The 19,939-nt window shown below is 51.2% G+C and carries 16 protein-coding genes; 15 read left to right on the top strand and 1 reads right to left on the bottom strand.

The annotated features are described in order from the left end of the window. The first annotated feature begins 160 nt into the window (after positions 1-160). The 8 genes from JRJ22_RS00540 to ltrA all read left to right on the top strand — a co-directional run bounded on the left by JRJ22_RS00540 (position 161) and on the right by ltrA (position 9,575). The gene (locus JRJ22_RS00540; RefSeq protein WP_206102690.1) at positions 161-1,333 is read left to right on the top strand and encodes a beta propeller repeat protein; all 1,173 of its coding nucleotides are present in this window, start codon (positions 161-163) and stop codon (positions 1,331-1,333) included. A 211-nt stretch (positions 1,334-1,544) separates the two neighbouring features. After that, positions 1,545-2,867 carry an IS4 family transposase gene (locus tag JRJ22_RS00545; protein ID WP_206101841.1) on the top strand — a complete coding sequence of 441 codons (1,323 nt, stop codon included), beginning with the start codon at positions 1,545-1,547 and terminating at the stop codon, positions 2,865-2,867. 333 nt (positions 2,868-3,200) lie between these two features. Then, entirely contained in the window at positions 3,201-4,058 is an 858-nt protein-coding gene (locus JRJ22_RS00550; protein ID WP_206102691.1) for a carbon-nitrogen hydrolase family protein, read from the top strand. Between the two features lie 18 nt (positions 4,059-4,076). Next, positions 4,077-4,745: a GNAT family N-acetyltransferase gene (locus tag JRJ22_RS00555; RefSeq protein ID WP_206102692.1), complete on the top strand. Its 669-nt coding sequence runs from the start codon at positions 4,077-4,079 to the stop codon at positions 4,743-4,745. A 27-nt stretch (positions 4,746-4,772) separates the two neighbouring features. Further along, on the top strand, positions 4,773-5,447 hold the full coding sequence (locus JRJ22_RS00560) for a GNAT family N-acetyltransferase (protein ID WP_206102693.1): 675 nt from the start codon (positions 4,773-4,775) through the stop codon (positions 5,445-5,447). A 142-nt stretch (positions 5,448-5,589) separates the two neighbouring features. Beyond that, positions 5,590-6,033: a YwiB family protein gene (locus JRJ22_RS00565; RefSeq protein ID WP_206102694.1), complete on the top strand. Its 444-nt coding sequence runs from the start codon at positions 5,590-5,592 to the stop codon at positions 6,031-6,033. Then, positions 6,030-7,715, top strand: coding sequence for an arginine--tRNA ligase (gene argS, locus JRJ22_RS00570; RefSeq protein WP_206102695.1), 1,686 nt, complete (start codon positions 6,030-6,032; stop codon positions 7,713-7,715). Before JRJ22_RS00565 ends, argS begins: the two co-directional genes overlap by 4 nt. Positions 7,716-8,183: 468 nt before the next feature. After that, positions 8,184-9,575, top strand: a complete 1,392-nt coding sequence (gene ltrA, locus JRJ22_RS00575) for a group II intron reverse transcriptase/maturase (protein ID WP_206101524.1) — start codon at positions 8,184-8,186, stop codon at positions 9,573-9,575. 220 nt (positions 9,576-9,795) lie between these two features. Here ltrA and JRJ22_RS00580 read toward each other — a convergent pair whose 3' ends face one another. Further along, positions 9,796-10,971 carry a S8 family peptidase gene (locus tag JRJ22_RS00580; RefSeq protein ID WP_206102696.1) on the bottom strand — a complete coding sequence of 392 codons (1,176 nt, stop codon included), beginning with the start codon at positions 10,969-10,971 and terminating at the stop codon, positions 9,796-9,798. A 498-nt stretch (positions 10,972-11,469) separates the two neighbouring features. On the opposite strand from JRJ22_RS00580, the gene rpoE reads away from it, so the two are divergent. The 7 genes from rpoE (at position 11,470) to JRJ22_RS00615 (ending at position 19,910) form a co-directional block, all read left to right on the top strand. Next, positions 11,470-12,030, top strand: coding sequence for a DNA-directed RNA polymerase subunit delta (gene rpoE, locus JRJ22_RS00585; RefSeq protein WP_206102697.1), 561 nt, complete (start codon positions 11,470-11,472; stop codon positions 12,028-12,030). 293 nt (positions 12,031-12,323) lie between these two features. Then, the gene (locus JRJ22_RS00590) at positions 12,324-13,931 is read left to right on the top strand and encodes a CTP synthase (RefSeq protein WP_206102698.1); all 1,608 of its coding nucleotides are present in this window, start codon (positions 12,324-12,326) and stop codon (positions 13,929-13,931) included. Between the two features lie 272 nt (positions 13,932-14,203). After that, positions 14,204-14,590, top strand: coding sequence for a response regulator (locus tag JRJ22_RS00595; protein WP_206102699.1), 387 nt, complete (start codon positions 14,204-14,206; stop codon positions 14,588-14,590). Between the two features lie 208 nt (positions 14,591-14,798). Next, on the top strand, positions 14,799-15,653 hold the full coding sequence (gene fba, locus JRJ22_RS00600; RefSeq protein ID WP_206102700.1) for a class II fructose-1,6-bisphosphate aldolase: 855 nt from the start codon (positions 14,799-14,801) through the stop codon (positions 15,651-15,653). Positions 15,654-15,860: 207 nt separating this feature from the next. Then, positions 15,861-17,114 carry a UDP-N-acetylglucosamine 1-carboxyvinyltransferase gene (locus tag JRJ22_RS00605; RefSeq protein ID WP_054944064.1) on the top strand — a complete coding sequence of 418 codons (1,254 nt, stop codon included), beginning with the start codon at positions 15,861-15,863 and terminating at the stop codon, positions 17,112-17,114. Positions 17,115-17,248: 134 nt separating this feature from the next. Next, complete coding sequence (rho, locus tag JRJ22_RS00610; RefSeq protein WP_054944063.1) at positions 17,249-18,607, top strand: transcription termination factor Rho; 1,359 nt, start codon at positions 17,249-17,251, stop codon at positions 18,605-18,607. 25 nt (positions 18,608-18,632) lie between these two features. After that, on the top strand, positions 18,633-19,910 hold the full coding sequence (locus JRJ22_RS00615; RefSeq protein WP_206102701.1) for a radical SAM family protein: 1,278 nt from the start codon (positions 18,633-18,635) through the stop codon (positions 19,908-19,910). The last annotated feature ends 29 nt before the right edge of the window (positions 19,911-19,939 follow it).

Genomic DNA, 19,939 nt, shown 5'->3' on the forward strand with positions numbered 1-19,939 from the left:
GATACTTTATGCAAAAAGGAAGCCTATCAGCGGACCTGGCAAAACGGTAACCAAATTGTTTTCTTTTTGTGATCTTCTCCGGGTAGATAGAGGAGCGGGCGGAGAGTATAACAGAGTAGTGTCAGTTTTAAAGGGTATATATACCACAGGAGGTGTCATCATGAATTGGACCCAAAATATACGCTTAAGAGTGCTAACTCTTCTCTCATGCGGGCTTCTTGTTGCCTCGGTCTGGGGAACACCAGTGCCGGCTCAGGCAGCAGCAGCACCGGCCTGCGGCAGCGGGGACCATGGTTTGCTGCAGCAGCTGCAGGCCAAGCATTCGGCTGCAGAGGAAACGCCGCTCAGTTTTACGGATATCCAATTTCTCAGCGGAGATACAGGACGGGCTGCAGGCAGCGGCTTTATGATCGGTACCTCAGATGGCGGCTGCCATTTCCAAAAAATTTATGAAGGCCAATGGAATTTCCGGCAAATCACTTTCCCGGATAATGTGCATGGCTGGGCTCTGGCTTCCGTTAAGGAGGGTACCGATGCCTATCTCATCGCTACAACTGACGGAGGTTCAACCTGGAAGAGAATCTCGGAAACGGCAGTGGGGTTTGAAAGAATTGCATTTACGGACAACAAGCACGGCTTTGGTTACGTGCGTGCCTTTACGTATTACACAGAAGACGGAGGACTCAGCTGGAGCCAGATTAAGACCCCGGCGAATACACGCGGGGCAGAGTTCAGCAGCCGGAGTAACGGCTGGGCTGTGGTGGTAGCGCCCGGAGAAGGTTATCGGATCATGAAAACCACGGATGGCGGGGCATCATGGAAGCTTTCCCTGAAATCAGCCTATGCCTACCCGGAGTACGGAAGAGTATATGCCAAAGGTGATCAGGTGTACGCGCTTCTGTATGGCGGAACAGGGATGTCCCAGACCTCTTATTCCCTGTACGCAAGCAGCAATCAAGGGGGAAAGTGGAACCGTGTGATTGCTGAAGATACGGCAGGCGGCGGACCGGCACCGGGCAGCGGCACAGCACTGCTTAAGAAAGGTCCTGCTTCAGGCAAGCCTGGCAATATGCAGCTGGTCGGCAACAGCACAGCCTTTCTGGTCGGTTACTCTCCCGCAGGCGAAAAGGTTGCCGTCGGCCGTACCTTTACGGGGGGCAAACAGTGGACGAATCTTCCGCCTATTGCCGGTTTTGACGGGATGATTTCCTTCCCGGGCAGCAAGGACGGCTGGATGGCTGTCCGGGGCCAGAACAGCTCCTCCCTGTATGCTACTAAAGACGGCGGCGCGACCTGGAAGGTTAAGTTTACTTTCAAGGGAACAGAACAGTAGGATCTTAACTAAACTTAATCGGCACGGACTAAGAAAGGCGGCTCCTTTAGGGCAATGTCATTAAGTTAAAGCATAGAGCCAAAAATTATGAAAAAGAGCAGGTTATCGAAAAGATAGCCCGCTCTTTTTTTGCACAAAAAGAAGAATAAGACTTGACAAAAAAATAAAAATGTGTGGCGAAGCCCCTTGAAACAACAAGGAGGTTACGCCAATGAATGAGTACGCAAATGCGCTAAAAGAAACGCTGACATCCCTCATCCGAGAAATGTCAGCCGAACCCGCACCTTTTGTCAAAAACCCAGAAAAAGATTTTACCCGAAAGAAAAAGCTGCCCTTTGAAACGGTTATGCACCTCCTGATTTCTATGGGAGGAAACAGCCTATATAAGGAACTCTTGGAATCGCAGGGCTACGACGTATCCACCGCAACCACTTCTGCTTTTGTCCAGCAGAGGAATAAAATCCTGCCCTCTGCTGTAGAATTCTTGTTTCACAAATTTACAGAGTCCTATACGGATATCAAGCGCTACCGAGGGTATCAATTACTGGCCATTGACGGTTCGGATTTGCATATCGCAACGGACCGGTCGGATACGGACACCTATTTCCAAAGTCAACCGAATATGAAAGGCTACAACCTTCTGCATTTGAACGCAGCCTATGACTTATGCAACAGACTTTACGTAGATGCCATCGTTCAGCCACGAAGATTGTGTAACGAGGGAAAGGCGCTGGCTGCTATGGTTGACCGTTCCCCGATTCAAGGAAAAACGATTGTTATCGCCGATCGAGGGTATGAAAGTTACAACAATTTTGCGCATATGGAACGCAAAGGGTGGAACTATGTTGTCCGGGTTAAGGATTTGAGTTCGAATGGTATTCTATCCGGATTGTGCCTGCCCTCTGGTGGAGCGTTTGATATTGACATTCATCTGACACTTACCAAAAAACAAACCAAAGAAGTCAAGGCTCTTCCCGAAATATACAAGTTCGTCCCTTCCACATCTACCTTTGATTTTTTGGATTTGCGGGAGAACTTGTTTTACCCGATTTCCTTTCGGGTAGTTCGTTTCATCCTGCCGAGCGGCGTTTATGAAACGGTCATTACGAATCTTTCTGCCGCTGATTTTCCACCCGGTGAGATCAAATCGATTTATAACATGCGATGGGGTATTGAAACCTCTTTTAGGGCCTTAAAATATACCGTCGGACTGACGAGTTTTCACGCAAAGAAACAAGAGTCCATCGCCCAAGAGATATTCGCAAGAATGATCCTGTACAATTTCGTTGAAATGACTACCTCGCACGTAGTCATTTCCCAAACGGATAAACGCCACCCTTACCAAGTCAACTTCACGGTTGCCGTTCATGTTTGTAGACATTTCTTGCGCTCACGGGACGATGAACCCCCGCCCGATGTCGAAGCACTGATTCGAAAAAACATTTTGCCGATTCGATCCCTTCGCCCAGGACAGCAGAATACGCGCAAAATCCGCTGGAAATCAGTCGTTAGCTTCGTCTACAGAGTAGCATAATTCATTTCATATGAACATTTTTTAAGCGGATATTTTATGCGCTTTGTTTGTTGTACGCTTTTTTCCTTGTTTGCACAAAAAACAAACGACACAGGGCTTTTCCCCATGCCGTTTTGGATTCCATTTTATTGCGAGTCTTATCTTTGAGCTTATCTTAATGACATTGTCCTTTAGGGGCCGCTTTTTCCTGTAAAATGACAGAACCCTAACTTTGTCGCTATAATCCCGGCTGAGTGTGCTTTTGGCCGTCAGTATGGTAAAATTTTAGTTACTTTATCAGGACTGTCGTGTGTAAACGCAGAACCTGCAGACGAACCTTAGGAGGACTGGAGAATGGCTTTCCGCGTATCCGCCGTTCAATATCATTTGCATACAATCTCCTCGTTTGAGGAATTTGCCGCCCAGTGCGAGCACTATATCAAGACAGCCGAAGAATACGGCACGGACTTCATACTGTTTCCGGAGTTTCTTACGACCCAACTGATGTCTATCGGAGACGGACAGGGCAATGCCCTAAGGATTGAGGACTTGCCTCTGTTTACTGAACAATACCGAGACATGTTCTCGGGGTATGCCCGGAAGTACAACGTCCATATTATTGGGGGGACCCATGTGCTGCGGCGGAATGATAAGCTCTATAATGTAGCACATCTCTTTTATCCTGACGGAAGAATCGCCGAGCAGGCCAAGCTTCATATTACACCGGTTGAGGTAGAGGGCTGGAATATGGGTGCCGGAGAAGGGCTTGAGGTATTCCAGACGGAGAAGGGCACTATTGCCATGCTGACCTGCTACGATATTGAGTTCCCGGAGATTGTCCGCATGGCCAGAGCCAAGGGCGCTGATGTAATTTTTTGCCCGTCCTGCACCGATGACCGACACGGATTTCACCGGGTCCGCTATACCAGTCATGCCCGTGCCATTGAGAACCAGATCTACGTTGTGCTGACGGGAACCGTCGGATCACTTCCTACCGTGGATCTGATGCGCGCCAACTTCGGCCAGGCTGCAGTAATTACACCGAATGATATTCCCTTCCCGCCAAAAGGGCTGCTGGCCGAAGGCGAAATTAATGATGATATGATCATTACAGCCGATCTGGATCTGGAGCTGCTCTACCGTGTGCGGGAACGCGGGTCCGTGACCACCTGGCGCGACCGGAGAACAGACCTTTATACGGACTGGACGTAAAGGGAGGCAGGGGAAGAGATGTATTATAAGACCTTTTATGCCTTTGACGGCAAAACGCCGGTCCCGGCGGTCGTACGCAATTACACGGCAGCGGATTTTGATGAGCTGATCACGATTCAGTCTGAAGCCTTTCCGCCCCCCTATCCTGCCGAGTTATGGTGGGACCGGGAGCAGCTCCAGAATCATGTGGAGCTTTTTCAGGAGGGTGCGTTATGTGTTGAAGTGAACGGGGAGCTGGCCGGCTCGGTCACGGGTCTAAAGATTCATTTTGATCCCGATACACCGCAGGTTCATCATACCTGGTCCGAGGTTACAGCGGATGGATACATCACTACGCACCAGCCGGACGGAAACACGCTGTATATTGCCGATCTGTGTGTGCGTCCCAAATACCGCAAGCTTGGGCTCGGTAAAGAGCTGGTGCAGTCGCTGTATCATGTGGTGGTAGAACAGGGACTGGAACGGCTGCTTGGCGCAGGACGGATGCCGGGCTACCATACAGAAGCGTCCCGGATCTCTGCGGAGGCGTATCTTGCAGAGGTTACTGCCGGTAGTCTGACTGATCCGGTAATCACCTTTTTGCTGCGCTGCGGGCGGACACCGGTTGGTGTAGTGGAGGGATATCTGGAAGACGAGGAATCCTGCAATTATGCTGCACTGATGGAGTGGCGCAATCCTTTTCAATAGAAGACAGTACTGGAGGAGACATTGAAGATGGAGTATATAAGAATAACCGACATTTCCGATCCATTGTTCAGACAAGTACATAATCTGCTGAGTGAAGTATTCCCGCCGGAGGAAGTGCTGGAATTCAGCCTGTGGCAGGAGCCGCTGGCAGATCCGGGAATCCGCGTATTTGCAGCCGTTCATCAGGGTGAGGTTGTCGGCACCACGGAATACCGCTATTACCCGGACTGGAATGTGGCGATGACCGACTTCACCATCATTGGCCGCGAAGGCTTGGGAATCGGGCGTTTTTTGGCCCGGAACCGTCTAAATGACCTCAAGAGCCTTGCTGCGGATAACGGGGGTAAAGAGCTGTTCGGCATGTTTGCAGAAATATACGACCCCTACCGGGTAGCGGATTTCACCTTTGGCGGCGTCAAACCCATGGACCCGTTTGTCCGGCGTGAAGTACTGTCCCATCTCGGCTATGAACGGCTTGATTTTCCTTATGTGCACCCATCCTGGCAAGGCGACGGTGAAGCGGTGACAGGGCTGGATCTGTGCTTTATGCCGGGACAGGAGGGGCTGGAGACGGTGGAGGCCTCATTGGTTGCTGACTTCCTGACCCGCTATTATTCGGTGCTGGGAGATAAGCCGGAAGCCTGGCACTCCATGGTTGATCAGCTGCGCCAGAGAGATACATTACGGCTGTTGCCGCTATAATTATTTGCAATATACAATGAACTTAAAAAATACAATAGGCGAATTCTCCATTGAATTGCTCTCCGGAACTGGATATAGTGTACAATGGGTAAGCGAATATGCCTTTGATTCATGAATAGAAAGAGTAAGCGAGGAACATGTGATGTCTGAAATACAGTCCGACAAATACGGTGCTTCCGTTACGCTGGAGAGCCTGCAGGACGGACAGAGGAATGTGATGAAAGCAGCCGGGGAAGTTATGGCCAGAGGGCCTCAGCTGTATATCCGCTATGAGGAAGCAGAGCAGGGCCCTCGGGGAGAAACGGTTTCCGTCCGCACCACTATAAAGATTTCAGGCAGTGAGCTGAAGCTGATCCGGCACGGGAGCATTGAGTCCGAGCAGTCTTTTGTCCTTGGGCGCCGCCTGCCGGGATTCTACCGCTCGCCGTACACACAGTTTAATCTCTCCACCGATACGAGGAAGCTGGATATTACGCGCGAGGGACGTTCGCTGAATGTCTCGTGGGAATATGACTTGTACGTTTACGGGGAGCTATCGGGACAGTTCGCTATCAGTTTGTATATACAGGAGGAACCACAATCATGACACAAAGTCAAAATCCGCTTCAGCTAGCCAATGAACGGGTGAAAGAGGCCATTGCAGGTGCTATTCTATCCGCCGGCCTGGTAACAAAGGAAGAGCTTCCGGCCATTGTGCTGGAAGTGCCCAAAGACAAAGCCCATGGCGATCTGGCTACCAATGCTGCCATGCAGCTGACCAAAATTGCCAAGCGCAATCCGCGTCAAATCGCCGAGGCGATTATTGAGCATCTGGACCCGGCCGCAGCAATGATTGAAAAAGCGGAAATTGCCGGACCCGGCTTTATCAACTTTACCCTCTCCAAGAGCTATCTTTATCCGGTGATCGCGCTGGTTGCCGAGCAGGGCGACAATTATGGCCGCATCGAAGCCGGTAAGGGGCAGAAGGTTGAAGTGGAATTTGTCAGCGCCAATCCTACCGGCAGCCTGCACCTTGGACATGCCCGCGGCGCAGCAGTTGGTGATGCCTTGTGTAATGTGCTGGATTTTGCCGGCTATCAGGTGACCCGGGAGTATTACATTAATGATGCCGGTAATCAGGTGAACAATCTGTGCAAATCGATTGAGACCCGTTATCTGCAGGAGCTGGGCCAGCCGGCGGAAATGCCGGAGGACGGCTACCATGGCGAGGACATTAAGGGATTTGCCAAGGAGCTTGTGGCCGAGAAAGGCGATGCACTGCTGGAGATGACGCCGGGAGACCGCGCCGCCTTCTTCCGCACTTACGGTCTTACGAAGGAACTGGACAAAATCAAACGCGATCTTGGCCGCTTCCGCGTTAACTTCGACATCTGGTTTAGCGAGACCTCGCTGTATGAGAACGGCCAGGTGCTGCGCTCACTGGATGAGCTGCGCGACCGCGGAGAAGTGTACGAGCTGGACGGGGCAACCTGGCTGCAGACGACCAAATACGGCGACGACAAGGACCGCGTACTGATCAAGAATGATGGAACCTATACCTACCTTACACCGGATATTGCCTATCACAGTGATAAGTACAGCCGGGGCTACGATAAAATGATCAATATCTGGGGTGCCGACCACCATGGCTACATCCCGCGGATGAAAGCGGCCATGTCTGCACTAGGCAATGACTCCGAGAAGCTGGTCGTGCTGATTGCCCAGATGGTCAGCCTGTTCCAGAACGGCGAGAAGGTCAAAATGTCCAAGCGTACCGGCAAAGCCGTGACGATGGAAGACCTGATGGAAGAAGTCGGCCTGGATGCCATCCGCTACTTCTTCACAATGCGCAGCATGGATTCCCATCTTGACTTTGATATGGATCTGGCGATTTCCACATCCAATGAGAATCCGGTGTTCTACGTTCAATATGCGCATGCCCGGATCTGCAGCATCTTCCGCCAGGCCGAGGAACAAGGGATTACGCTTCCGGATGTAGCCGAGATTGACTTTACCAAGCTGACAGCCGTTCATGAATATGACCTGCTGCGCAAAATCGGCGAATTGCCTGCCGAGATCACCGTTGCTGCAGAGAGCTATGCACCGCATCGCCTGATCCGCTATGTATACGATCTGGCTGCGCTGTTCCACAGCTATTACAAGGCAGAGCGTGTCATCACCGAGGATGCCGCTCAGACCGTAGCCCGTCTCGCCCTGCTGGGTGCAGCGCGCACGACGATTGCTAACGTGCTGCGTCTTGTCGGCGTTACAGCGCCTGACCGGATGTAACCACACACCCAAAGCTCCGCCTCCCATGCCAGGGGGGCGGAGCTTTTTGGTGGTACGCCCAGCATGGGCGTCATCTCTAGGGTGAAAGTCCCGAGCGGGGGCTGGCAAGCGCCTACCGTTAGCCAAGGGCAAGGGTGTCCACCGTGAGGCGGAATCTGAAGGAAGCCGGAGGCAAAAGCACGACCTGAGGTACACGAATCCAATTTGAGGCGGTTGCAGCCGGATGAGTCACCCATACATGACAAAATCCAAAGCTGCCAAGGGCTGCAGCCGTAAACTTGGGCAGGTGCGGGCGGAAAGATGACGTTCTTATCTGGGGAGGCCTGCCGGAGGGGCAAGGAAAAAAAAAAAAAACTTGTAACCGTAGCCGAGAGGCTGCGCTGAACCGGCAGGAGTCAGCAGAGGCCATAGTACGTAAACTGCTGCAGCGTTTACGGAAGGGCTGAACCGAAAGGAGAGAGGAAACCGATGCGTTCGCATGAAGTGCAAAGACAGCAGAATATCTCGCAAGAGAGCTTACGGCAAAGAGAAGCGGTGAAGCCGCCAGGGTATGCCGGAGCGCCGAGTTCTTCGTCGGCACAAATCGCCCCTTCCTCTCGCGAAGCAGAGAGCAACTTGCTGGAGCGAATGCTCGAAGGAGACAACCTTCGGCTCGCGTATAAACGAGTGGTACAAAACGGAGGAGCGCCCGGTGTGGACAATGTAACGGTAGCGAATCTACAAGCTTATTTGAAAACACATTGGGAATCGGTGAAAGCCGAACTTCTAGCGGGGGCTTACAGACCTGCGTCAGTCAAACGGGTGGAAATCCCCAAACCCGGAGGCGGTGTAAGGCTACTAGGCATCCCAACCGTTATGGACCGTTTTCTCCAGCAGGCGCTTCTACAAGTCATGAACCCGATCTTTGACGCAGAGTTCTCCTGGTATAGCTATGGCTTTCGACCGGGGAAAAGTGCACATGACGCCGTGAAACAAGCGCAAAGATATATCCAAAGTGGCCTCCGGTGGGTCATAGACCTCGATCTGGAGAAATTCTTTGACCGGATAAACCACGACATGCTGATGGCAAGAGTGGCGCGGAAAGTGATAGACAAAAGAGTACTGATCCTGATTCGTGCGTATCTGAACGCCGGAGTTATGGTGAACGGAAAGCTGGAACGTAGCCGGGAAGGAACGCCCCAAGGCGGTCCGCTCAGTCCGCTTTTGGCAAACATTCTACTGGACGATCTGGATAAGGAATTGGCCGGACGCGGGCTGCGTTTTGTACGCTATGCGGACGACTGTAATATCTTTGTGGCGAGTAAACGAGCGGGCGAACGGGTCATGGAATCGGTTAGCCGATTTGTAGAAGGAAAGCTGAAACTGAAAGTGAACCGGGATAAAAGTGCGGTAGCAAGACCGTGGCACCGAAAGTTCTTAGGTTTCAGTTTCCTGAGTCAGAAGCAGGCAACGATTCGATTAGCTCCGAAAACAATCTCGCGATTCAAGGAAAGAATCCGTGAACTAACGAATCGAACGTGGTCCATTTCCATGGAAGAGCGAATTCGCCAAGTGAACCGGTATGTGATGGGGTGGCTTGGCTATTTCCATCTGGCGTCGGCGAAGAAACACCTCCAAACGCTGGACCAATGGATTCGGAGGAGGCTGCGAATGTGCCTGTGGAAACAATGGAAACGAGTGCGCACACGAATCCGCGAACTCCGGGCGCTTGGGGTGCCCGAGTGGGCCTGTTTCACAATGGCAAACTCACGGCGAGGCGCATGGGAAATGTCCCGGAACACAAATAATGCCCTTCCCACTTCCTACTGGGAAGGGAAAGGGCTGAAAAGTTTGCTTTCACGTTACTTGGAGCTTTGTTAACCTTTTGGAACCGCCGTATGCGGACCCGCATGTACGGTGGTGTGAGAGGACGGGGGTTAGCCGCCCCCTCCTACTCGATTTGCTGCCGCTGCACGGGCAGCACTTGTGCGGCGCAGCGGGCGCTGCCGCCCGCCGCCATGCCGGCCCGGCCCGCCTGCGGCCGGGCCGAAGCCTTTGCCGCCGGGGCGGTGCGCAGCACGCCCTGCGGCAAATGGCGGGCCTACGCCTTCGCGGCAGCGGCGGCGGCCCGCTTGGCCCGCGCGCCTGCACGCAGCAGGCGCAGGGCATCGGCTGCGCCGCCGCCGAGGGCCGCGCGGCGCTGGCCCTTGCGCAGCCGCACCGGCATGGCCGTGCGGCGCAAGAGCAGCTTCAGCTCGCGCGGGGTCAGCGCCGGGCGCAGCGCGAGCAGCAGTGCCGCGGCACCGGTGACATGCGAGGTCGCCATAGAGGTGCCGCTCATTTCTTTGTAGCCCTCCCGCAGCCAGCAGGAGGGCACGCTTTCGCCGGGGCCGTATACATCGATATACGTCCCGCGGTTACTGAAGGCCGCTACGCGGTGCCTCCGGTCCAGAGCCCCGACGGCAATCGTCTCGGGATAGCGGGCGGGATAATCTCCGCCGCGTTTGCCGTCGTTGCCGGAGGAGGCGATGATGGCGATCCCGGCCCGGTAGGCCTTGATCACCACATCATGCAGCGCTTTGCTCCGGGTCTTCATACCGAAGCTCATATTAATGATGTCGATCTTGTTCTGCACGCACCAGTCGATGCCGAGTACAATATCGGAGACATAGGCAGAGCCGCTGTGGTCAAAGGCCTTGACCGGATAGAGCAGGGCCCGCGGAGCTACGCCCATCATGCCGCGTGTACCGCCGGCTGCCGCCAGCGTACCGGCAATATGTGTGCCGTGTCCGTTATCATCGAGCGGCAGCATACCGCGGTGAAGCAGATTTACACCCGAAGCGAGGGAATGCTTTAAATCGGGATGCCGGTAATCGGCGCCTGTGTCGATGACACCGATCTTCACGTGGACGCCGGTTGATTTGGACCAGGCCTGCGGGGCATGAATCGCTTTCACGCCCCATGGCAGCATGGCGGTGCCAGTTTTTTCCCCTGGGACAGAGTGAACCTTTATCCGCAGGTCTTCTTCTATCCTTAAAGAGGAGGCGAATTTGTCCATCAGCCTTTCCGCCCCTGCGGCGGGTACAAAAATGGCTTTGATCAGATTAGAAACCTGAACCTGCCGAAGCCCCGGCAGCTTCGCCTTCAGCGACTTCCACTGTGACAGCGCTCCGGCATACTGACGATCATCATTGAAGGTCACAATACGCCGCTCCGTATTTTTGGAGGCAGCCGATATCTCCTCAAGCAGCAACTGCCAAAATCCGTAATAATCCATAGGTTACGCCGTCCCCCTCCTTGCTGCCGTGCTGCCATATAGTATGAGAGGAGGCGGACGTCCGAATGGGAACTTGCCCTTTTTTAGCGAAATGGGCTGCCCATCGTGTCAAAAGGCGGAGGTTCACATAAAATAAACAGAAGAGACTTTAGCTCTCTTTGCAACATCCCGTAAGGAGCCGATCCTTGGCGTGGATACAGTCATGCGCGGAGGGATTTCCTCCGCCTTTTTTAATATAAATAATCATTCGTATGTTTTACATAATAAATGACCGTGCTCATTCTCTCCGGACGGGGCTATGCTGCCCGAGGAAGGGGAAGCTGACTCTGCCGGGGCTCCGTCCCCTCTTTACCTGTTGCACCGCGGGAATCTTCCTGCCTCTTGCTGCATTTGACTTGCATTTTGCCCTCAAATAGGTTTTACTTAGTTTTGTTAATGGATATTATGAAATAGAAATTAACGGTAATGTGAACAATGCGTGAGAGGAAGTGTCCTTTAGTGAGTACGCCACTCAATTTAAAGCTGGACCCTGAGAAAGTTAAAGAAATGCCGATGGTGGACCTGGCTTTCCTGGTGCTCAAAGCAGCCAATACACCTTATTATTATCGTGATCTGATGGTCGAAGTGGCCAAGCTGCGCGGTATGACCGATCAAGAAAGCCAAGATACTATCGCTCAGTTATATACCGAGATTAACATCGACGGACGGTTTGCCTGTGTCGGAACCAACCTGTGGGGACTGAAACGCTGGTATCCGCTGGAACGCTCTGATGATCCTGTCGGCAATACCAAACGCGTGCGCATCATTAACGATGAGGACGACGATCTGGAAGATGACGACTTCACGGAAGAAGAAGAGAATTATGCTGCTGAGGAAGAGGATTTCGACGCTATCGACGAAGATCGCGATGACCTCTATTCCGACGACGACAGCGAAGAAGAAGTGGACGAAGATGTTGTCATTGATGAAGACGACGACATTGACGAAGACGACACGGATGAAGACTCCGAAGACGGTGATATTGATGATGCCGACGAGGACGAAGACGACGATTATTAGAATCATAAGCCGGGCGTAATTCCTCCCTTGACATGGGTGGGATCGTCAGAGTAAACTATTGCATGGGCTTATAATGAAAGTTAATATGTTTTCTAAAATAAAAAGTGCCCCGGCTCTACGGGTGTCACTTTTTTGTTTTTTTAGATGGTTTTTCCGTGATTGCGAAGAGCTCGCCTTTCATTTTGGGCGGCGGAAGTAACTTTTGGTTTCCCCCGGTTTGATGATGGAAAAAAGGGTTACGATAAACAAAAGCGTCGCCTGAATTTCTGGACTTTATTTAGGAGGGTTTTACAGTGACAAAGTATATTTTTGTAACGGGTGGCGTTGTGTCTTCCCTTGGCAAAGGCATTACCGCCGCTTCGCTGGGCAGGCTGCTCAAAAACAGAGGTCTGAAGGTGACGATCCAGAAATTTGATCCTTACATTAACGTAGACCCTGGAACCATGAGTCCTTATCAGCATGGGGAAGTATTTGTGACCGACGATGGTGCGGAGACTGACCTTGACCTTGGACACTATGAGCGGTTTATTGACATTAATCTGTCCAAGAACAGTAATGTAACGACAGGGAAGATTTATTCCTCTGTGATCAGCAAAGAACGGCGCGGCGAATACTTGGGCGGAACGGTTCAGGTTATCCCGCATATCACGAATGAGATCAAAGAACGCGTATTCCGTGCGGGCCGCGAGACAGGTTCGGATGTAGTAATTACTGAAATCGGCGGTACTGTAGGCGATATTGAGAGCCTGCCGTTCATGGAAGCCATCCGTCAGATCAAGAGTGACATCGGCCGGGAAAATGTAATGTATATTCACGTAACCCTGATTCCATATATCAAGGCTGCAGGGGAAGTGAAGACCAAGCCGACACAGCATAGCGTGAAAGAGCTGCGCAGCATCGGGATTCAGCCTAATGTGATCGTATGCCGTACGGAGTATCCTCTGACCGAAGATATGAAGGCCAAGCTTGCGTTGTTCTGCGATATCGATGCGAATGCCGTAGTGGAATGCCGCGATGCTTCAACGCTGTATGAGGTTCCTCTTAACCTTCGTGATGAAGGATTGGATGAGATTGTAGTCAATCACCTGAAGCTGACCACACCAGCACCGGATATGCGTGAATGGGAGAGCATGCTGGAGCGGATCCAGAAGCTGGAACGCACAGTTGAAATCGCCATTGTCGGCAAGTATGTAGCTTTGCATGATGCTTACTTAAGCGTAGTAGAGTCCCTCTCGCATGCAGGTTTCGCAGCCAACGCGGAAGTGAAGATCCGCTGGGTCGATGCGGAACAGGTTACAGATGAGAATGTGGACGAACTGCTAGGCGGAATCGGCGGGATTCTCGTTCCCGGCGGCTTCGGGGACCGGGGGATTGAAGGGAAAATCTCCGCAATCCGTTATGCCCGTGAGCAGTCCATTCCTTTCTTCGGTATTTGCCTGGGTATGCAGGTATCCGTAATCGAGTACGGCCGTTCCATGCTGGGACTGGCTGGGGCGAACAGCTCGGAGATCGATCCGGCTACACCGCATCCGCTAATTGATCTGCTGCCTGAGCAGAAGGACATCGAAGATATGGGCGGCACGATGCGTCTTGGCCTGTATCCTTGCAAGCTTTTGCCGGATTCCCTGGCAATGTCCTGCTATGACGATGAACTGGTCTATGAACGTCACCGTCACCGGTATGAATTCAACAATGCTTACCGGGATGAGATGGAAAAAGCAGGCCTTGTGTTTTCTGGAACATCACCGGACGGGCGTCTGGTAGAAATCGTGGAACTTCCGGGACACCCGTGGTTCCTGTCGGTACAATTCCATCCGGAATTTACTTCCCGTCCGAATCGCCCGCAGCCGCTCTTCCGTGAATTTGTCAAAGCTTCTCTGACCCATTCCGAGCAGCTGTAACCAATAAAATAAACAGGTCCGGTAAGGATCTTTAGAAAGCCTCCATCTGGGGGCTTTCTTTTAAATATGGAGATTCAGCTGTCAGCAATCACATAGAAAACCGCACAAGCTACCCACCATTATTTGGGATGAATTTACCCATTTTACCCAATTAGCAGGATTTTGACTATAAAGCACGAATAATAGGTTTCGTATAGATTAAATCATTGTAAACCGTTAGCTGTGAGAGGGCGCGGTATAGACAATCTGCCTTAAATCTGGGAGGGTATGATATGAAAAAAGGGAAAGTTTTAATTGTCGATGATCAGAACGGAATCCGAATTCTCCTCATGGAAGTGTTTAATAGCGAAGGGTATACCACCTATCAAGCGGCTAACGGTAAAACAGCAATCGAAATTGTCCAGAAAGAATCCCCAGACTTGGTTCTGCTCGATATGAAAATTCCGGGAATGGATGGGCTGGAAATCCTTAAGCATTTGAAGGAGATTAATCCGGCTATTAAAGTGATTATGATGACGGCATACGGAGAACTGGACATGATTAAGGAAGCGACAAAACTGGGGGCGCTTATGCACTTTACCAAGCCGTTTGACATTGATGAGATGCGGGTAGCAGTGAATATGCATCTTCAGGACAAGCCAGTGGACCACCTAGGCTAACCTGAGATTTATGGTTTGGCAAAGTCCTGTTATGGATAATATAAGAAGGTTGAGTTTGCCCCGCGGCATAGGCTGGCTAAATATCGTCCCACCGGGACATTTTTTTGTGTATCCTATTTAGTATTTTACACAGGATGTGCTATAATAAGCCTGTATGTGATGTCGGTTTAAATATAAGCAACCCAACATTCTTAGGAGGATTGAAACCATGCCATTAGTATCTATGACAGACATGTTAAACAAAGCACTTGAAGGAAAATATGCAGTTGGCCAGTTCAACATCAACAACCTTGAGTGGACTCAGGCGATTCTTGGTGCAGCAGAAGAAGAAAAGTCACCAGTAATCCTTGGTGTTTCCGAAGGCGCAGCCCGTCACATGGGCGGATTTTATACTGTAGTGAAGATGGTTGAAGGCCTTGTTCACGACATGAAAATCACCGTTCCTGTAGCGATTCACCTGGACCACGGTTCCAGCTTTGACAAATGTAAAGAAGCTATTGATGCCGGCTTTACATCCGTAATGATCGACGGTTCCCACCACCCAATCGCTGAAAACATTGAAATGACTAAAAAAGTTGTTGAGTATGCACATGCAAAGGGCGTTTCTGTTGAAGCAGAAGTTGGTACTGTAGGCGGACAAGAAGATGACGTTATCGGCGGCATCCAATATGCAGATCTTAACGAATGTGTAAGCATCGTTAAAGAAACTGGCATCGACACTTTGGCTCCAGCGCTTGGTTCCGTACACGGTCCTTACCTGGGCGAGCCAAACCTCGGATTCAAAGAAATGGAAGAAATCCGCGATGCAGTTAAGCTTCCGCTCGTGCTTCACGGCGGTACAGGCATTCCGTTGCACGATATCCAGAAGTCCATCTCCCTGGGAACTTCCAAAATCAACGTAAACACTGAGAATCAAATCGCATTTGCTAAAGTGGTACGTGAAGTTTTGGCTGCTAAACCGGATGCTTATGATCCTCGTACATTCATCGCACCAGGCCGCGAAGCCATCAAACAAACCGTTATCGGTAAAATCCGCGAGTTCGGTTCCAGCAACAAAGCGTAAATTTAACGCTGCTGCAGCTGGACAGGTTATTTCAGGCTGTCCGGCTGCATAGTTTGATATGGATATATTCTTCTTGAAACGTGTGCCGTCCTTATTCCAAGGACGGCGCAGCCGTTTCTTCTTCTTAAAACACTTAAAAACCAAAAAAGCCACAGCAGGTATTGCCAGGGCAAGCTGCAATACACGTAGGGGGAACCAGATAAATCTATGGAAAAATTAATGATTGGCGGTGGACGTCCGCTAAAGGGCGTTGTGACCATCAGCGGAGCTAAGAATAGCGCGATTGCGCTTATTCCTGCAGCTATTTTAGCTGAATCTGAAGTTGTTCTGGATAATTTGCCGTCCCTTAGTGATGTAGCCGTTTACTCCGAAATTCTGGAAGAGCTTGGCGCGACTGTTTCATGGTCAGGCAGCCAGATGAGAATTAACCCCTCCCGTATCGTATCCATCCCTATGCCTAACGGACCAGTCAAGAAACTTCGTGCTTCTTATTATATGATGGGAGCGCTTCTTGGGAGATTCAAAGAAGCGACGATAGGCCTTCCCGGCGGCTGCAATTTTGAGCCCCGTCCGATTGATCAGCATATCAAGGGCTTTGAAGCACTGGGAGCAACTGTAACCAATGATCACGGTTCTATTCACCTGTATGCCAAGGAACTGCGCGGTGCGAAGATTTATTTAGACGTATCCAGCGTAGGGGCCACTATTAACATCATGCTGGCGGCTTCACGGGCCAAAGGCTCTACAATTATCGAAAACGCGGCTAAAGAGCCTGAGATTATAGATGTAGCTACCCTTTTGAACTCTATGGGCGCTGTTATTAAAGGCGCCGGCACAGAAACGATCCGGATCGAAGGCGTTACAGAGATGCATGGCTGCCGCCATTCCATCATTCCTGACCGGATTCAAGCAGGAACATATATGATTGCTGCAGCAGCAACGCGCGGCAATGTATTGATAGATAACGTTATCCCCAAACACTTGGAGGCTTTGACCGCCAAGCTGCTGGAAATGGGCGTTGAAATTGAAGAACTGGATGAGAGCATCCGGGTCATCGGCAGAGCCAGATACGAGCATGCCGATGTAAAAGCTCTGGTATACCCGGGCTTTGCCACCGATCTGCAATCCCCGATGACCAGCATGCTGACCCAGGCTGAAGGGGTCAGTGTATTAAGTGATTTTGTGTACAGCAACCGGTTCAAACATGTGCCGGAACTGGTGCGGATGGGCGCGAAAATCCGTGTTGAAGGACGCTCGGCAATCATCGAAGGCAGCCAGCTTAATGCTGCCAAGGTTAAAGCTGCCGATCTGCGGGCCGGTGCGGCGCTGGTCATTGCCGGACTGACGGTCGGAGACGGAATTACTGAAGTCACGGGTGTGGAGTATATCGACCGCGGCTATGATAACTTAGTAACCAACATGCGCGATCTGGGCGCTGAGATTTGGCGCGAAGAGGAATAGGATTCAGATTATCTGCTATTGGAAGGAGCGAATTTGCAGGGATACTGCATATCTCCTTCCAAATTGGGTAATCCTATCCTAATAAGCATTTTAATAGACTTATACTTATATAAAATTGAATAGGTGGTTATTACATGGATCTTCAAATTTCCGATCTGGAAGAAATGAAGCTGACCGATCTGTATAAGCTGGCCAAGAAATACCAGATTCCATACTACGGGCAGCTGAAGAAACGGGAGTTGATCTTCGCCATCCTGCGGGCGCAGGCGGAGCAGAGCGGGCTCATGTTTATGGAAGGCGTGCTCGAAATTTTGCCTGAAGGCTACGGTTTCCTAAGGCCGATTAACTATTTGCCCAGTGCGGAAGACATTTATATTTCAGCTTCTCAAATTCGTAAATTTGATCTTAGAAGCGGCGACCTTGTATCAGGAAAGTGCCGCACACCCAAAGAAAATGAACGTTACTTCGGTTTGCTTCAAGTCAACGCCGTCAACGGCGAGAATCCTGCCAGCGCAGCGGAGCGCTTGCATTTCCCGGCACTAACGCCTCTTTATCCGCAAGACAAGCTGCCGCTCGAAACATCCCCTACTCATTTGTCTACCCGTATAATGGATTTGCTCGCTCCTGTAGGCCTCGGGCAGCGCGGTTTGATTGTAGCACCTCCCAAAGCAGGGAAAACGCTCCTCCTAAAAGAAATTGCCAACAGTATCTCCACTAACAATCCCGAGATTGCACTGTTTGTATTATTGATTGATGAACGTCCTGAGGAAGTAACGGATATGCAGCGTTCGGTAAAAGGCGAAGTGGTTGCATCAACTTTTGATGAGCTTCCCGAGAACCATATCAAAGTTGCAGAGCTTGTATTGCAGCGGGCACTCCGTCTGGTTGAACATAAGAAAGACGTTGTCATTCTGCTGGACAGCATTACCCGGCTGGCACGCGCTTATAACCTTGTAGTTCCTCCATCCGGACGTACGCTTAGCGGAGGGATTGATCCAGCAGCATTCCATCGACCGAAGCGGTTTTTTGGATCTGCACGGAATGTGGAAGAGGGCGGCAGCCTGACAATACTCGCTACAGCGCTGATTGATACCGGGTCACGTATGGATGATATTATTTATGAAGAATTTAAAGGTACGGGCAATATGGAGCTTCATTTGGACCGCAAGCTGGCGGAACGCCGGATTTTCCCGGCTATCGATATCCGCCGTTCGGGAACACGCCGCGAAGAAGTGCTGCTGAGCAAGGAAGAGCTGGATACGATTTGGTCTATCCGCAAGAATATGAACGAATCGTATGATTTCGTGGAAGGTTTCCTTAAGAAGCTCCGTGACAGCAAGACTAACGCAGAGTTCCTCGCCTCATTTGATGTGGCCGGAAGTAAGGATTCCTCATCACCGAGCGGAACTGCCAGCAGTGGAGGGACTTCCAACAGCGGCTCATCCGCGCGCCGGACCCCGCGTCCCAAGACACCCACTGTCCCTACAACCTGAGAATAGATAACAAGAGGAGAATAACATGTATTTGGTATATGCCGATGAACAAGGTAACGTATATGATCATCCTGAGCTGTACGGCCTGGCCCGCAGCGGGGATATGATTGTTGAGATGCTGGAAGAAGAATTAATCCCGCTGCCGGAAGGGGCTACCCTAGTTGGCCTACCAAGCACACGGGCAGTGGGTATGAATCCCGAGACAGGTGAAATGCTGCCGCTGCCGGAAGGGTCCCAGGCTGTTGGGGCTCTGCTTCCGCAAGGCTTTACTAGATTATGCCTGCCAGGCTATGTCAAGACAGACAAGTCGTATAAGCTCCCGCTCTTTGGCTATTCCGCTGTAGTGTGGAAGGATGGCGGATTCTACGTCGCTGCAGATCTTACAGATGATCCGGAGCAGTGGAATCCTCTCAACTGTGACCGCGAGGATGTAGAAGTAGGGGTAGGTGCCTTAACGGCTAAGTATCCGGAAAACAGACTATACGATCACCTTTCTAACTGTGCGCTGGGTTATGAATGCCTTACGTCCTCCAATACGTTTCTTGGACGGTGGGAGGGCGCCGTTCCTGTTTCTTATTCGTGTAATGCCGGGTGCTTCGGGTGTATATCAGAACAGCCTGACGACAGCGGATTTGTCTCTCCCCAGACACGGATGAACTTCCGTCCTACGGTCAGCGAGATCACAGAAGTGATGCTGGAGCATCTGAAGACACCGCAGTCGATAATCAGCTTCGGCCAGGGCTGCGAAGGCGAGCCTTCCACCCAAGCTAAGCTGATTATTGAGTCGATCCGTGAAGTGCGCTCAATTACCGACATGGGCTATATCAATATCAACACCAATGCCGGACTGAGTGATCATATCCGCGGGATTGTAGACGCTGGACTTGATCTTATGCGGGTCAGCACAATCAGTGCGCTGGATGATCATTATAATGCCTATTACAAGCCCCGGGGCTATACCCTCGCCAATGTGGAGAAGTCGCTGAAATATGCTGCTTCACAGGGGGTGTATACCTCGATTAACTATCTGATCTTCCCTGGAGTAACAGACCGGGAGGAGGAGATTGAAGCCATGGTCGAATTTGTCAGACGTACGGATCTGAAGCTGATACAGATGCGTAACCTTAATATTGACCCGGAGAGCTATCTGGAACTAATCCCACCGGCCCGGGGAGAAATTCTGGGGATGAAGACCATGCTTGATATCTTCCGCGAGGAACTGCCGGAGGTAGTTATTGGTTCGTATACACATGTCCCCCCTGCCGATTTAGCACGGGTCAAAGAGCGCCGTGTACGGCTCTAATCGGTACCCGATTTAAATTTATTGCAGAG

This window comes from Paenibacillus tianjinensis (genome assembly GCF_017086365.1).
GTDB classification, from domain to species: domain Bacteria; phylum Bacillota; class Bacilli; order Paenibacillales; family Paenibacillaceae; genus Paenibacillus_AQ; species Paenibacillus_AQ tianjinensis.

Excerpts from the sequence above, each read along its gene's own strand:
- JRJ22_RS00540 (WP_206102690.1), top strand. The coding sequence starts at position 161 with ATGAATTGGACCCAAAATATACGCTTAAGAGTGCTAACTCTTCTCTCA.
- JRJ22_RS00545 (WP_206101841.1), top strand. The coding sequence starts at position 1,545 with ATGAATGAGTACGCAAATGCGCTAAAAGAAACGCTGACATCCCTCATC.
- JRJ22_RS00550 (WP_206102691.1), top strand. The coding sequence starts at position 3,201 with ATGGCTTTCCGCGTATCCGCCGTTCAATATCATTTGCATACAATCTCC.
- JRJ22_RS00555 (WP_206102692.1), top strand. The coding sequence starts at position 4,077 with ATGTATTATAAGACCTTTTATGCCTTTGACGGCAAAACGCCGGTCCCG.
- JRJ22_RS00560 (WP_206102693.1), top strand. The coding sequence starts at position 4,773 with ATGGAGTATATAAGAATAACCGACATTTCCGATCCATTGTTCAGACAA.
- JRJ22_RS00565 (WP_206102694.1), top strand. The coding sequence starts at position 5,590 with ATGTCTGAAATACAGTCCGACAAATACGGTGCTTCCGTTACGCTGGAG.
- argS (WP_206102695.1), top strand. The coding sequence starts at position 6,030 with ATGACACAAAGTCAAAATCCGCTTCAGCTAGCCAATGAACGGGTGAAA.
- ltrA (WP_206101524.1), top strand. The coding sequence starts at position 8,184 with ATGCGTTCGCATGAAGTGCAAAGACAGCAGAATATCTCGCAAGAGAGC.
- JRJ22_RS00580 (WP_206102696.1), bottom strand. The coding sequence starts at position 10,971 with ATGGATTATTACGGATTTTGGCAGTTGCTGCTTGAGGAGATATCGGCT.
- JRJ22_RS00595 (WP_206102699.1), top strand. The coding sequence starts at position 14,204 with ATGAAAAAAGGGAAAGTTTTAATTGTCGATGATCAGAACGGAATCCGA.
- fba (WP_206102700.1), top strand. The coding sequence starts at position 14,799 with ATGCCATTAGTATCTATGACAGACATGTTAAACAAAGCACTTGAAGGA.
- JRJ22_RS00605 (WP_054944064.1), top strand. The coding sequence starts at position 15,861 with ATGGAAAAATTAATGATTGGCGGTGGACGTCCGCTAAAGGGCGTTGTG.
- rho (WP_054944063.1), top strand. The coding sequence starts at position 17,249 with ATGGATCTTCAAATTTCCGATCTGGAAGAAATGAAGCTGACCGATCTG.
- JRJ22_RS00615 (WP_206102701.1), top strand. The coding sequence starts at position 18,633 with ATGTATTTGGTATATGCCGATGAACAAGGTAACGTATATGATCATCCT.